Below are 13,057 nucleotides of genomic sequence, written 5' to 3' on the forward strand. Positions count from 1 at the left end.
TGCACAGTCTTCTAAGGAAAGCGTATGTCTCGAATTGGTAAAAAACCAGTCGATCTACCAGCGGGTGTTACAGCCTCTGTTTCCGGTCAGACTGTTGAAGTGAAAGGCCCTAAAGGGGCACGTAGCTTCACCGCAACAGACGATGTGACCCTCACAATTGAGGAAAACACTGTCAAAGTCACACCTCGTGGCAATTCCAAGCGTGCGCGTCAGCAGTGGGGTATGTCCCGCACTCGCATCGCAAATCTTGTGACTGGTGTGAACACTGGTGCCAAGAAAGAGCTTGAGATTCACGGTGTTGGTTATCGTGCCGCTTTGGCCGGTAACGTAGTGAAACTGAACCTCGGCCTGTCTCACGACGTCGATTTCGCTATCCCTGAGGGCATCACGATTACTGTCCCCAAGCCGACCGAAATTGTCATCGAAGGCAACGACGAACAGCAGGTTGGCCAAGTGGCAGCTGACATTCGTGCATGGCGCAAGCCCGAGCCCTACAAAGGCAAAGGCATTCGTTACAAAGGCGAGTTTATCTTCCGTAAGGAAGGCAAGAAGAAGTAAGGACCAGTCAAATGGCAAATAGCAAAAGAACACTGTTTCTGAAGCGCCGTCTGCGCGTCCGGAACAAACTACGCCGCAGCAACGCGGGACGCATGCGTCTCTCCGTTCATCGCAGCAACAAAAACATCAGCGCTCAGGTGATTGATGATGTGAATGGCGTAACACTCGCCTCGGCTTCCTCTTTGGAGAAGTCTTTGGGTGTTATCGGCAAGAACAATGTTGAAGCAGCAACTAAGGTTGGTGCCGCGATCGCTGAGCGCGCAAAGAAAGCTGGCGTGGAAGAAGTTTACTTCGACCGTGGCGGCTTCCTCTTCCACGGTAAGGTCAAGGCAGTTGCTGAAGCCGCACGTGAAGGTGGTTTGAAGATCTAAGTCAAACGAGAGAGGCGTGTCAGAAGTGGCGCGCCTTTCCGATGATCCGGGGGTGCATAACCCACTAGGATTGAACGAAATTTAGGTGCCGAACGCGCCACTCATAAAAGGACTGCTCCACATGGCAGAACGTGACAACCGCCGTGGCAATCGCCGCGATGAAACACCGGAATTTGCGGATCGCTTGGTTGCGATCAACCGCGTTTCCAAAACCGTTAAGGGTGGTAAGCGCTTTGGCTTCGCCGCACTCGTCGTTGTTGGTGATCAAAAAGGTCGCGTAGGCTTCGGCAAAGGTAAAGCGAAAGAAGTCCCAGAGGCTATTCGCAAAGCGACGGAGCAAGCGAAGCGTCAAATGATTCGCGTAGCTCTTCGTGAAGGCCGCACGTTGCACCACGATGTCGAGGGCCGTCACGGCGCAGGCAAAGTTGTGATGCGCACAGCACCACAAGGTACTGGTATCATCGCCGGTGGTCCAATGCGTGCCGTATTCGAGATGCTTGGCGTACAAGACGTTGTTGCGAAATCTATCGGTTCGCAAAACCCGTACAACATGATCCGCGCCACTATGGACGGTCTGAAGAAAGAAAGCAGCCCACGCTCTGTTGCACAGCGCCGTGGCAAGAAAGTTGCTGACATTCTCAAGAAGGACGACGCACCTGCTGCGGCCGCTCCTGAAGCAGCTGACGCGTAAGGAGACCTGACAGATGGCTAAAACAATCGTTGTAAAGCAGATCGGTTCCCCGATCCGCCGCCCAGAAAAGCAGCGCCAGACACTTATCGGTCTTGGCTTGAACAAGATGCACAAAACACGTGAGCTTGAAGACACGCCTGCAGTACGCGGCATGGTCAACAAGATTTCTCACATGGTTGAGATCATCGAAGAAAAAGGCTGAATGTAGCCCAGTTGCCTTGCGTGCTTAGCACCAAAGGCCACCAGATCGAGCGCCCTTGGAGAGATCCAAGGGCGCTTTTTCATTGGGACCTGCGGTTTCGACTAATGCCCGACAAATTTTCTCAATACTGCAAAAGCGCTACCCCTCCCGCATCACACGGTGCGAGGAGATCCTAAATGAACCAGACTAGACGTTCGTTTTTAAAAGCCACAGGCGCCAGTGCAGGGATCACTGTTCTGTCGTTCACCGCACTCGCGGACGGGTACAGCAACAACAGCTTCAAAACAGAAACGCGCGAGGTCAAGGTCCAAGCCATTCGCCACGCCTTCATCATCAAGGAAACGCCAGCGGGTGTGATCCAGTCTGGGAACCTTCGCTCTAAGCTAGCAAGCTTGCCGCGGATCTGATCGTGATGACGCATGAGCATGGTGATCAATTCAACGCGGATACTCCGGCTGCACTGGTCGGCGATGCAGCCATTGTGAAAAATCGGCGGTTGGTAAGGCTAGGAACTGCGCGCACTAGCGCTCCGCTCAGCAAATGAGCTGGCGGAGGGCTTGATCATCATAGGCTAAACGGTGTGGCAGGCCTACCGAGAACGTATCTGCTGATCGCCCACAAAGCGTGGCTTTGTACTTGGTTTTAAAACCTGTGCATCCTGACCGGAATGTTTACCGTTGTTGTTAAACAGGATGGGATCATGGATCGTGCCGTTCTTGAGCTCGGGGGTGTTTTAGCTGATCTAGGGTTAAGCACAGGCAAACAGGGCGTGCGTTGCCCGACGTGTCAAAAGTAGCTCCCCCTTGCACCGCCGCGCGTCACCTCGCATATCATGGACCTCAGACAAATGAGGTGACCCATGTTCCGCGCTTTGATCCTATCCCTGTTTCTATCGGCACCTATCGCTGCCGCCGCGCAAAGCACTGTCCCTACCAGCCAAGCGCAGATTTCCCTCAGCTTCGCGCCTTTGGTGCATGACGCGGCACCTGCCGTGGTCAACATTTACGCCAAACGCATTGTAGAGATGCGGGTCAGTCCGTTTGCGTCCGATCCTTTCTTCAAGAACTTCTTTGGTGATCTCGGCCCCGCGCGGCCACGCGTGCAAAACTCTCTTGGCTCTGGCGTGATCCTGTCGCGTGATGGCTTTATGGTGTCGAACTATCACGTGGTGGGCGGCGCGAGCGACATTCGCGTGGTCCTAAAAGACCGCCGCGAATTCTCTGCCGAGGTGTTGCTTGGCGATAAGGCTAGCGATCTAGCGATCCTACGGCTCAAAGACGCGGAAGAGCTGCCGTTTTTACCCTTACGCGACAGCAACACGGTCGAAGTGGGCGAACTCACTTTGGCCATAGGCAATCCTTTTGGTGTCGGTCAAACAGTGTCAAGCGGGATCATTTCTGGCCTCGCGCGCTCTGGCGCGGTGACGGGCAATGAGCGCGGCTATTTCATCCAAACCGACGCGCCAATCAATCCGGGCAATTCGGGGGGCGCATTGATCGGGATGGATGGCGCGTTGATTGGCGTGAACACCGCGATTGTCACGCGCTCTGGCGGCTCCAACGGGATCGGTTTTGCGATCCCTGCGGCGTTGGTCGATCAATTCGTGACCCAAGCCCGCGCGGGCAAAACCCGTTTTAGGCGCCCTTGGGCTGGCATGGGCGGGCAAACGGTGGACGCGGATTTGGCTAACTCCCTTGGATTGGAGCGCGCAGGGGGCATGGCGATCACCCAAGTGCAGGAAGGCAGTCCGTTTGCTGCTGTAGGTCTGGGGGTCGGCGATGTCATCGTCGCAGCAGGTGGGCGTGAGGTGAATTCACCCTCCGAAATGCTGTATTATATGACTGTTGCAGGCATAGGCGCTGAAATCGACGTGCGCGCTATTCGCGAGGGCCGCGTGGCGGAGTATACCGTCGCGATGATTGGCCCACCGGATTTGCCACCGCGCGATGACCTGACCTTGGGCGAGCGCGATGTTTTACAAGGCATGAAAGTGGCGAATGTGAATCCCGCCGTATTATCCGAATACCAGCTGCCAATTCTGCCCGAAGGTGTCGTCGTGCTGGAGACTGGCCCCATCGCGCCGCGTGTTGGCGTGCAGCGCGGCGACATATTGCGAGAGATTGATGGACGCAAAATCACCGCGCCCTCGGACGTAGTGCAAGCGTTGAGCACGGGAAGACGATCCGTTTCGCTCGTTGTGGAAAGGGGCGGGCAGCTCGTGCTGCTACGCTTTAGGTTGTGAGCGGTGGTTGATCTCTTTGATACAGGCGCTGCTAGAGAGCCGCAAAAGGGGCTACGCCCGCTTGCAGATCGTTTGCGTCCGCAATCCTTGGCCGAGGTGATTGGCCAAAAGCAGGTTCTGGGCGAAGGCGCACCGCTGGAAGTGATGCTGTCCTCAGGCTCGCTCTCGTCAATTGTTTTTTGGGGACCGCCGGGCGTTGGCAAGACGACGATTGCGCGTTTGTTAGCCGATGAAACCGAGCTGCATTTCGTGCAAATTAGCGCGATTTTTACGGGCATGCCCGATCTGCGAAAAGTATTTGAGGGCGCGAAGATCCGCCGCCAGAACGGGCAAGGCACGCTTTTGTTCGTTGATGAAATCCACCGTTTCAACAAGGCCCAGCAAGACGGGTTCTTGCCGCATATGGAGGATGGCACGATCCTGTTGGTTGGGGCAACCACGGAGAACCCGTCGTTCGAGTTGAATTCAGCCGTGTTGTCGCGTGCGCAGGTTCTCGTGCTCGAGCGGCTCGACCTTGCGGATCTGGAACGTATGGCGCAGCGCGCGGAGCAGGAGTTGGACAAAGAGCTGCCCCTTAATGGTCCTGCACGCGAAGCCTTGTTGGAGATGGCGGACGGCGATGGGCGGGCTTTGCTCAATTTGATTGAGCAGGTCGCGGCTTGGAAGACGGATAGCAAGCTGACACCGCCAGAGCTGAGCAAACGTTTGCAAAAGCGCGCGGCGCAGTATGATAAATCCGGTGATGCGCATTACAATCTGATCTCTGCCTTGCATAAATCGGTGCGTGGCTCGGATCCTGATGCAGCGCTGTATTGGTTTGCACGTATGCTGGAAGGTGGGGAAGACCCACGTTTCTTGGCGCGGCGTTTGGTGCGTATGGCGGTTGAAGATATTGGCTTGGCCGATCCACAAGCGCAGGCCGTGTGTTTGCAAAGTTGGCAAACATATGAGCGTTTAGGCTCGCCCGAAGGCGAATTGGCATTGTCCCAGGCGCTGATTTATCTCGCGCTCGCGCCAAAATCGAATGCGAATTATGTGGCCTATAAGGCCGCGCGCAACGTGGCTAAGGCGACGGGATCCAAGCTACCACCAAAGCATATTTTGAATGCGCCGACGGATTTGATGACGGATCTGGGCTATGGCACGGATTATGCTTATGACCATGATGCAGAGGACGGGTTTTCGGGGCAGAACTATTTCCCAGAGGGGATGGAGCGACCGGCGATGTATGCGCCTGTGGAGCGCGGGTTTGAACGTGAATTGAAAAAGCGCGTGGAGTATTTTGCAAAACTCCGTGCGCAACGGGGTGGGTAAGCGATTTTTCTAAAAAATCGGGGCGCCGCGCTTGGGACCGCTAACTTGACTCTGGAGCGCGTGCGCGCGACATGGCTGCGATGTTACTCAATGTTTCCCTTGTGGCCCTCGGTGGCGCGATCGGCTCTAGCCTGCGATATTTGTTTGGATATGCGGTGAGCAAAACGCTTCCTATGAGTTTTCCGCTCGGGATTTTGCCTGTGAACATCATCGGCTCGTTCTTGATGGGCCTATTCGTGGTCGCCGCGCATCATAAGGACTATACGCAGGCCAACCTGTTTGTGATGACGGGGCTTTTGGGTGGTTTTACGACGTTTTCCGCATTCTCGCTGGAGAGCGTCACATTGCTAGAGCGCGGTGCATTTGGCCAAGCAACGCTTTATATCGGGCTCTCTGTGGGTCTGTCGATTTTAGGATTGATGGTGGGTCTTGCCATCGCGAGAGGGTTATGGGCATGAGCCGCGTTCAAACGATTATCATTGAAGAAGATGACGGCGACCAGCGCCTTGACCGTTTTTTGAAGCGCAAGTTTCCGCAAGTCACACAAGGCATGATCGAGAAAATGTGCCGTAAGGGTGAGCTGCGTCTGGACGCGGGCCGCGTAAAGGCCAATTCGCGTGTGGAAACTGGGATGCAACTGCGTATCCCCCCGCTACCCGATAGTGCTGCGCCTAAGCATGCGGCGCCTAGCAAAGTCAGTGCAGCGGATGCGAAATTCATTCGCTCTTGCGTGATTTACAAAGACGATCATGTGATTGCGTTGAATAAACCCGCTGGTCTGCCTGTGCAGGGCGGCACGGGGCACGCGCGGCATGTGGACGGGCTGCTGGATGCGCTGATGTATGATTTTGAGGAACGCCCGAAATTGGTGCATCGTCTGGACAAAGACACCTCTGGCGTATTGATCCTTGGACGCACGCGACGTGCGACGGCGGATCTGACGGCTTCGTTTCGGCATCGTAACACGCGCAAGATTTATTGGGCAGCGATTGCAGGGGTTCCAAACCCGCGCATGGGCACGATCAAGTATGGCTTAATGAAAGCCCCCGGTCACGGCGCGCGCGGCGAGGGGGAGAAGATGATCTGCATCCATCCGCGCGAGGTGGATCAGACCGATGGCGCGAAACGCGCTTTGACCGATTACGCGGTATTGGAGACTGCGGGGCAACGCACGTCGTGGTGTGCTTTGATCCCAATCACAGGCCGCACGCATCAGCTGCGCGCGCATATGTCTGAGATGGGGCATCCTGTTGTTGGCGATGGCAAATACGGCGGTTCCGGTCAGGAAAATCTGGGTGATGGTTGGGGATCGCAACTGGGTGGTGATATGAGCAAGAAGTTGCACCTGCATGCGCGCTCTTTGCAGATCGAACATCCAAGTACCAAAGCGACCTTGCATATTACAGCGCCTTTGCCAGATCATATGCAGCGCACATGGGACACCTTCGCGTGGGATCCCAAAGAGGTGCCAGAAGATCCGTTTGAAGAGCTGATGTAATGCGCTTGCGAGGCGTTATTTTCGATGTGGATGGAACGCTTGTCGACAGCCAAGCGGATATTCTAGCCGCAATGGCAGGGGCGTTTGAGGCCGAAGGGCTGCAAGCGCCAAGTTGCGGCGCGGTTTTGGGCATAGTAGGATTATCGCTGGATGTAGCAATTCCGATGCTTGCGCCGACGCTTGATCACGGCGCCTGCACACGGATGGTTCAGGGCTATAAAGATGCCTACGTGGGGCTGCGCCGTTTGCAAGGGGCGGATGTTTCTTCACCGTTGTATGCGGGTGCGCGCGAGGCGTTATTGAGTTTAAAAGGGCAAGATGACGTCTTGCTCGGGGTGGCGACAGGCAAGTCACGGCGCGGTTTGGATAAGTTGATCGAGGCGCATGGGCTGGATGGAGTTTTCCTCACGAAGCAAGTGGCGGATGATCATCCGAGCAAGCCCGATCCTTCGATGATTTTGCAAGCGATGCGGGATTTGGGCGTTGAGGCTCGCGATACCGTTATGATCGGCGATACGAGTTTTGATATGGATATGGCAACCGGGGCGGGTGTGTCCTTCATCGGGGTCGCTTGGGGTTATCATGAGGTCGCGCGGCTGGCGGGAGCGGATGTCGTGATTGAAGATTTCGCGCAGCTTGAAGGCGCGCTTGAGACGGTGTGGAGCAAGACTGATGTCTGAGTGGAAAATGAAGCGGTTCTGGGAGGTCGCGGCGGCCGTCGAGGTTGAGGGTGGTTTTACTGTGTATTTGGACGGGCGCGCGATCAAAACACCAGGCAAAGCGAGCTTGATTGTGCCGACGCTTGTGATGGCTGAGTCGATGGCGTTGGAATGGGATGCGCAGGTCGAGGGAGTTAACCCCGAGACAATGCCAGTGACCAAATCTGCAAATTCGGCAGTTGATAAAGTTACGCCGCAGTTTGACGCGGTGGCGGACATGCTTGGGGAATACGCAGGGACAGATTTGCTGTGTTACCGCGCCAGCCAGCCCGCGGAATTGGTTGCGCGGCAAGCGGCTGCTTGGGATCCGTTGCTTGCCTGGTGCGCGCGGGTATTTGCAGCACCTCTTACACCAGTGAGCGGTGTGATGTTTGCCCCGCAACCCGAATTAAGTTTGCACATTTTGCGCGCTGTACTTAGTGATCTGACTGCGTTCGAGCTGACTGCGATGCATGATCTGATAACATTGCCGGGATCATTTGTAATCGGTCTGGCCGCGATGAAGAACTATGCTACTCCGGCAGAGTTATGGGAACTTTCGCGTCTTGATGAGCGCTATCAGCAAGAGCAGTGGGGCCTCGACGAAGAGGCGGAAGATATGGCGAGAATCAAGGGCGAGGCCTTCGAACACGCCCATGATTTCTTCCAAAAGAGCCGGAATTAGCGCCGTTTTTTGATCAATGGGTTAAAGATTACTACTGCGGGGCTTTACCTAGGGTCGCTGAGGGTTAATTCGTGGCTATTCTGCGTATGTTCCACTTGACGTTTATGGGGTGTTGCGGCCAAACTCTGCGACACTAAGGCGGGAAGTTCCTGTCTTTGGTATGAAACCCCACACCCACTCGTGGGAAGAACCATCCGCAAAGGATGGGTAATCAGGAAGAGGTAAAAATGAAAAAATCCGTATTTTTTGGTGCGTTGACTGTAGCTGCTTTGGCAGCTGGCGCAGCAGCGGCCGGTACGCTTGACGATGTTAAAGCGCGCGGCAAGCTGAACTGTGGCGTGACCACTGGTCTCGTTGGTTTCGCGGCACCAGATGCGAACGGCGAATGGCAAGGTTTCGACGTGGGCGTATGCCGCGCGGTCGCAGCTGCTGTTCTTGGCGACCCATCCGCGGTCGAGTTCGTTCCAACAACTGGTAAAACACGCTTCACAGCGTTGGCGTCCGGCGAAATCGACATGCTGGCACGTAACACAACATGGACGTTCTCTCGTGACGTTGACCTGAAGTTCGAATTCGTAGGTGTTAACTACTACGACGGTCAAGGCTTCATGGTTCCTAAGGCCCTTGGCGTATCTTCCGCGAAAGAGCTCGACGGCGCGACAGTATGTATCCAGACTGGTACAACAACAGAGCTGAACTTGGCGGACTACTTCCGTACAAACAACATCTCTTATGAGCCAGTTCCAATCGAGACAAACGCTGAAGCACAGCCTTTGTACCTCGAAGGTGCTTGCGACGTTTACACAACAGACGCATCTGGTCTTGCGGCAACACGTGCCGCATTCGAGAACCCAGCTGATCACGTTGTTCTTCCAGAGATCATCTCTAAAGAGCCACTCGGCCCACTGGTCCGTCACGGCGATTCTGAGTGGGGCGACGTTGTTCGTTGGTCTTTGAACGCACTCATCGCAGCTGAAGAGCTGGGTGTGACATCTGCAAACATCGCAGACATGGCAGCAGCAGCTGGCAACAACCCAGAGATCAACCGTCTCTTGGGTACAGAAGGCACATTGGGCGAGATGCTCGGCCTTGACGCTGACTGGGCGAAGAAAGCTATCATGGCTGGCGGTAACTACGGCGAGATTTTCGAGAAGAACATTGGTGAGAACACGCCAATCGGTCTTGGTCGTGGTCTGAACGCTCAGTGGACAGACGGTGGTCTGCTCTACGTTCCACCATTCCGCTAAACCCGGATTGACTTAGGAAGGGCGCGGAACACTCCGCGCCCTTCTTTCTTTACGCTATTTTATTTTAGAAAAGTGGTCTTTGAGCCATGACCGGAGCAACCGGCAGGTTTCACCAAAGACAGTACACCAGGGAACAGTCTATGACGACTCTATCTGACCCTCCCAAGGGCGGATTTCGCTTATCTACGTTGATCAACGATACGCGTTACCGATCCTACACATTTCAATTCATTGTTCTGATCGCGCTGATCGCAGCCTTTGCCTATTTGGGAAGCAACTTGATTGCGAACCTTAAGGCGGCTGGTCTGAACATCTCGTATAACTTCTTGGGCGAGCCTGCGGGCTACGACATTAACCAGCGTTTGATCGAGTACACGTCACAATCCACGCACCTGCGTGCGGCGGTTGTTGGCATGTTGAATACATTGCTGGTTGCCGTAGTTGCCTGTTTGTTGGCAACAATTATCGGCGTTGTTGTGGGTGTTCTGCGCCTGAGTAACAATTGGATCGTCAACAAATTGATGGGCGTTTATGTGGAGATTTTCCGCAACGTGCCTGTGTTGATCTGGATCCTGATCATTATGGCGGTCTTCGTTGCGGTGCTCCCGCAGCCCCGCGAGTTTCGCGGCGATGATGCGACGGCGAGCATGTTCCTTGACCTCTTTGCCTTTACGGGTCGTGGTTTTTACTTCCCGCGCCCAACCTTCACGGCTGAATGGGCGGCGGGTTCAACGGGTTATCTGATCATCATTGGCTTGCTTATCGCTAGCTTCTTTGGGGCGCGAGCTTTGTCTAAGAATGCAACAGCTACGCAAGAGCGCACAGGCGATCGGCCAACTACATGGTATTACACCTTGGCAATCTGGTTGGTTCCAGTGTTGGTTGCTTGTGTCATTATGGGGCTATCGTGGGAAATTCCTGCGCTCAAAGGCTTCAACTTCAAGGGCGGCATCTATGCGCGTAACTCTTACATCGCGCTGACATTTGCCTTGTCTATCTACACGGCAGCTTTCATCGCGGAAAACGTGCGTGCGGGTATCTTGGCGATCTCGACTGGCCAGACAGAAGCGGCAGCGTCGCTGGGTCTGCGTCCAAGTCGCACGATGAACCTGGTGATCTTGCCGCAAGCTTTGCGCGTGATCATTCCGCCGCTGATTTCTCAGTACCTCAACATTACCAAGAACTCATCTTTGGCGATTGCTGTTGGCTATATGGATGTCACGGGTACGCTGGGTGGCATTACGCTGAACCAGACAGGTCGCGCGATTGAGACGGTTCTGCTGTTGATGGCCTTCTATTTGATCATCTCCCTCAGCATATCTGCGGTGATGAACGTCTATAACAATTCTGTAAAATTGAAGGAGCGGTAGGATGAGCGATACCAACACCACACCCGTCGCTTTCGTCCGCGACGCAATGTTGCAGGAGCAAACCCCGCCTGTCACGGCGGCGGGCCCGGTTACATGGATCAAGAAGAACCTGTTTGATGGCTGGTTCAACACGATCCTGACCTTGCTGGCGATTTACTTCATCTACATGATTGTCTCTGGCGCGTTCCCTTGGTTCTACAATGGCGTGTGGACGACTAATTCATTGGCCGAGTGCCGTGAAATCTTGCAGGGCAAAACGGGGGGCTGCTTCTCGGTCCTGACAGAACGTTGGCCACAACTTTTGTTCGGCTTTAAGTACCCGTCCGAGGAATACTGGCGTCCGACAATTGCGTTCTTCTTGCTGTTCTTTGCGGCGGCACCTGTGCTGTTTAACAAACTGCCGCGCAAGATGTTGATCATTACAGCGATCTTCCCATTCTTGGCCTTCTGGCTGATCTGGGGCGGTTCCTTGCTGGTGCCAGTGATGGTCGCGGTTGGTTTGATCATCGGCTATGTGGTCTTCACAAAGCTAGAATACCAAAGCTTCGCGATGGGTTTGATCGGCGGCATTGTGGCCACTTTGGTGGTCTGGGGCTTGATGGGTTACATCACGGATCCGCTCTCTGGCGTTCTTGCGCTTGAGCAAGTGCCATCACGCGATATGGGCGGGTTCATGTTGAACTTCATCCTTGGCGTGGTTTGCGTATCATTGTCCTTGCCATTGGGCATTCTACTTGCACTTGGTCGTCAATCGGACATGTTGATCATCAAATGGATCTGCGTTGTGTTCATCGAATTCATTCGCGGTGTTCCATTGATCACACTCTTGTTCGTGGCGAACGTGGTTCTGGGCTACTTCCTTCCACCGGGATCCAACTTTGATTTGATCCTGCGTGTGATCATTATGATCACCATGTTCTCAGCTGCCTATATCGCGGAAGTTGTGCGCGGTGGTTTGGCGGCTTTGCCAAAGGGGCAAGCAGAAGCAGCAGGCAGCCTTGGACTTGATTACGCGCAGTCCATGCGTCTGATCATCCTGCCACAAGCGCTCAAGATTTCCATTCCTGGGATCGTGAACGTGGCGGTGGGTCTGTTCAAGGATACGGTTCTGGTCTCGGTCATTTCGATGTTTGATTTGGTCGGTATGATCCGTGGCCCGATCCTCGCGTCTACAGAATGGAATGGTGTTTATTGGGAATTGTGGCTGGCAGCGGTCTTGTTCTTCTTCCCAATTTGCTACGGTATTTCACAATACTCACAATGGTTGGAGCGCCAGCTCGCAACCGGTCACCGATAAGAAGGGGCTGATAACATGGCCGAAGCACAAATGAAGGTGTCCGACGAGGTCGCCATTTCAATTGAAAACATGAACAAGTGGTACGGCACATTTCACGTGCTGCGCGACATTGATCTGACAGTAAACCGCGGCGAGCGGATCGTGATTTGTGGACCTTCTGGGTCTGGTAAATCCACGCTCATTCGCTGCATCAATGCGCTGGAAGAGCACCAGCAAGGTCGCATTGAAGTCGATGGCACGGTGTTGTCGTCTGACATCAAAAACATCGACAAGATCCGCTCAGAGGTTGGGATGTGTTTCCAGCACTTTAACCTTTTCCCGCATCTGTCTATCTTGGAGAACTGCACATTGGCCCCGATCTGGGTGCGTAAAACACCCAAGAAGGAAGCCGAAGAACTGGCGATGCATTTCCTTGAGAAGGTGAAAATTCCTGATCAGGCGTTGAAGTATCCTGGCCAATTGTCCGGTGGTCAGCAACAACGCGTGGCAATCGCACGATCCTTGTGCATGCAACCGCGGATCATGCTCTTTGACGAGCCGACGTCAGCGCTTGACCCTGAGATGATCAAAGAGGTGCTTGATACGATGATCGAGCTGGCCGAAGAGGGCATGACCATGCTCTGCGTAACGCATGAGATGGGCTTTGCGCGTCAGGTTGCGAACCGCGTGATCTTTATGGATCAGGGCCAGATTGTAGAGCAGAACGAGCCGGAAGCGTTCTTTAACAACCCGCAATCCGAACGTACGCAGTTGTTCTTGAGCCAGATTTTGGGTCACTAATATTATGCGTGACCCTGCGTGCTCAGCACACAGGGGTACTGAAGAAAAAGGGCAGGCCTTCGGGCCTGTCTTTTTTTGTTTGATTGGGGGCGCTGACCCCGCGG

The 13,057-nt window shown here is 54.5% G+C and carries 15 protein-coding genes; all 15 read left to right on the plus strand.

What is annotated here, in order from left to right; genetic code table 11:
* Window positions 1–24 precede the first annotated feature (24 nt).
* The 15 genes from rplF (at window position 25) to QZ280_RS02585 (ending at window position 12,953) form a co-directional block, all read left to right on the plus strand.
* Window positions 25–558 (plus strand): 50S ribosomal protein L6, encoded by a 534-nt coding sequence (gene rplF, locus QZ280_RS02515; protein ID WP_009828659.1) that lies wholly within the window; start codon window positions 25–27, stop codon window positions 556–558.
* A gap of 11 nt (window positions 559–569) precedes the next feature.
* Complete coding sequence (gene rplR / locus QZ280_RS02520) at window positions 570–929, plus strand: 50S ribosomal protein L18 (RefSeq protein ID WP_293440758.1); 360 nt, start codon at window positions 570–572, stop codon at window positions 927–929.
* Window positions 930–1,050: 121 nt separating this feature from the next.
* On the plus strand, window positions 1,051–1,620 hold the full coding sequence (gene rpsE, locus QZ280_RS02525) for a 30S ribosomal protein S5 (protein WP_072630316.1): 570 nt from the start codon (window positions 1,051–1,053) through the stop codon (window positions 1,618–1,620).
* Between the two features lie 13 nt (window positions 1,621–1,633).
* On the plus strand, window positions 1,634–1,822 hold the full coding sequence (gene rpmD, locus QZ280_RS02530; RefSeq protein WP_072630317.1) for a 50S ribosomal protein L30: 189 nt from the start codon (window positions 1,634–1,636) through the stop codon (window positions 1,820–1,822).
* Window positions 1,823–1,998: 176 nt separating this feature from the next.
* Complete coding sequence (locus QZ280_RS02535; protein WP_293440765.1) at window positions 1,999–2,229, plus strand: twin-arginine translocation signal domain-containing protein; 231 nt, start codon at window positions 1,999–2,001, stop codon at window positions 2,227–2,229.
* A gap of 452 nt (window positions 2,230–2,681) precedes the next feature.
* Window positions 2,682–4,064, plus strand: coding sequence for a trypsin-like peptidase domain-containing protein (locus QZ280_RS02540; protein WP_293440767.1), 1,383 nt, complete (start codon window positions 2,682–2,684; stop codon window positions 4,062–4,064).
* Window positions 4,065–4,067: 3 nt separating this feature from the next.
* On the plus strand, window positions 4,068–5,378 hold the full coding sequence (locus QZ280_RS02545) for a replication-associated recombination protein A (RefSeq protein ID WP_293440769.1): 1,311 nt from the start codon (window positions 4,068–4,070) through the stop codon (window positions 5,376–5,378).
* Between the two features lie 80 nt (window positions 5,379–5,458).
* Window positions 5,459–5,836 (plus strand): fluoride efflux transporter CrcB, encoded by a 378-nt coding sequence (gene crcB, locus QZ280_RS02550; RefSeq protein ID WP_293441124.1) that lies wholly within the window; start codon window positions 5,459–5,461, stop codon window positions 5,834–5,836.
* A complete protein-coding gene (locus tag QZ280_RS02555) occupies window positions 5,833–6,876 on the plus strand; it encodes an RluA family pseudouridine synthase (RefSeq protein ID WP_293440771.1) in 1,044 nt (347 codons plus the stop codon). The genes crcB and QZ280_RS02555 overlap by 4 nt, the downstream gene beginning before the upstream one ends.
* On the plus strand, window positions 6,876–7,556 hold the full coding sequence (locus tag QZ280_RS02560) for an HAD-IA family hydrolase (protein WP_293440773.1): 681 nt from the start codon (window positions 6,876–6,878) through the stop codon (window positions 7,554–7,556). The genes QZ280_RS02555 and QZ280_RS02560 overlap by 1 nt, the downstream gene beginning before the upstream one ends.
* Window positions 7,549–8,259 (plus strand): ATP12 family protein, encoded by a 711-nt coding sequence (locus QZ280_RS02565; RefSeq protein WP_293440776.1) that lies wholly within the window; start codon window positions 7,549–7,551, stop codon window positions 8,257–8,259. The genes QZ280_RS02560 and QZ280_RS02565 overlap by 8 nt, the downstream gene beginning before the upstream one ends.
* A 227-nt stretch (window positions 8,260–8,486) precedes the next feature.
* Window positions 8,487–9,506: an amino acid ABC transporter substrate-binding protein gene (locus QZ280_RS02570; protein WP_293440779.1), complete on the plus strand. Its 1,020-nt coding sequence runs from the start codon at window positions 8,487–8,489 to the stop codon at window positions 9,504–9,506.
* Window positions 9,507–9,646: 140 nt separating this feature from the next.
* On the plus strand, window positions 9,647–10,876 hold the full coding sequence (locus QZ280_RS02575; RefSeq protein ID WP_293440781.1) for an ABC transporter permease subunit: 1,230 nt from the start codon (window positions 9,647–9,649) through the stop codon (window positions 10,874–10,876).
* Window position 10,877: 1 nt separating this feature from the next.
* Entirely contained in the window at window positions 10,878–12,173 is a 1,296-nt protein-coding gene (locus QZ280_RS02580) for an amino acid ABC transporter permease (protein ID WP_293440782.1), read from the plus strand.
* Window positions 12,174–12,188: 15 nt separating this feature from the next.
* On the plus strand, window positions 12,189–12,953 hold the full coding sequence (locus QZ280_RS02585) for an amino acid ABC transporter ATP-binding protein (RefSeq protein WP_293440784.1): 765 nt from the start codon (window positions 12,189–12,191) through the stop codon (window positions 12,951–12,953).
* Window positions 12,954–13,057 lie beyond the last annotated feature (104 nt).

This window comes from Planktotalea sp., from assembly GCF_018607995.1.
In the GTDB taxonomy this organism is placed as follows: Bacteria; Pseudomonadota; Alphaproteobacteria; order Rhodobacterales; family Rhodobacteraceae; genus Planktotalea.

What these genes read in the sequence shown, in the direction of transcription:
- QZ280_RS02565 (WP_293440776.1), top strand. Translation starts at nt 7,549, where the DNA reads ATGTCTGAGTGGAAAATGAAGCGGTTCTGGGAGGTCGCGGCGGCCGTC.
- QZ280_RS02570 (WP_293440779.1), top strand. Translation starts at nt 8,487, where the DNA reads ATGAAAAAATCCGTATTTTTTGGTGCGTTGACTGTAGCTGCTTTGGCA.
- rpmD (WP_072630317.1), top strand. Translation starts at nt 1,634, where the DNA reads ATGGCTAAAACAATCGTTGTAAAGCAGATCGGTTCCCCGATCCGCCGC.
- QZ280_RS02560 (WP_293440773.1), top strand. Translation starts at nt 6,876, where the DNA reads ATGCGCTTGCGAGGCGTTATTTTCGATGTGGATGGAACGCTTGTCGAC.
- QZ280_RS02535 (WP_293440765.1), top strand. Translation starts at nt 1,999, where the DNA reads ATGAACCAGACTAGACGTTCGTTTTTAAAAGCCACAGGCGCCAGTGCA.
- QZ280_RS02575 (WP_293440781.1), top strand. Translation starts at nt 9,647, where the DNA reads ATGACGACTCTATCTGACCCTCCCAAGGGCGGATTTCGCTTATCTACG.
- rplR (WP_293440758.1), top strand. Translation starts at nt 570, where the DNA reads ATGGCAAATAGCAAAAGAACACTGTTTCTGAAGCGCCGTCTGCGCGTC.
- QZ280_RS02585 (WP_293440784.1), top strand. Translation starts at nt 12,189, where the DNA reads ATGGCCGAAGCACAAATGAAGGTGTCCGACGAGGTCGCCATTTCAATT.
- rpsE (WP_072630316.1), top strand. Translation starts at nt 1,051, where the DNA reads ATGGCAGAACGTGACAACCGCCGTGGCAATCGCCGCGATGAAACACCG.
- QZ280_RS02540 (WP_293440767.1), top strand. Translation starts at nt 2,682, where the DNA reads ATGTTCCGCGCTTTGATCCTATCCCTGTTTCTATCGGCACCTATCGCT.
- QZ280_RS02555 (WP_293440771.1), top strand. Translation starts at nt 5,833, where the DNA reads ATGAGCCGCGTTCAAACGATTATCATTGAAGAAGATGACGGCGACCAG.
- QZ280_RS02580 (WP_293440782.1), top strand. Translation starts at nt 10,878, where the DNA reads ATGAGCGATACCAACACCACACCCGTCGCTTTCGTCCGCGACGCAATG.
- crcB (WP_293441124.1), top strand. Translation starts at nt 5,459, where the DNA reads ATGTTACTCAATGTTTCCCTTGTGGCCCTCGGTGGCGCGATCGGCTCT.
- rplF (WP_009828659.1), top strand. Translation starts at nt 25, where the DNA reads ATGTCTCGAATTGGTAAAAAACCAGTCGATCTACCAGCGGGTGTTACA.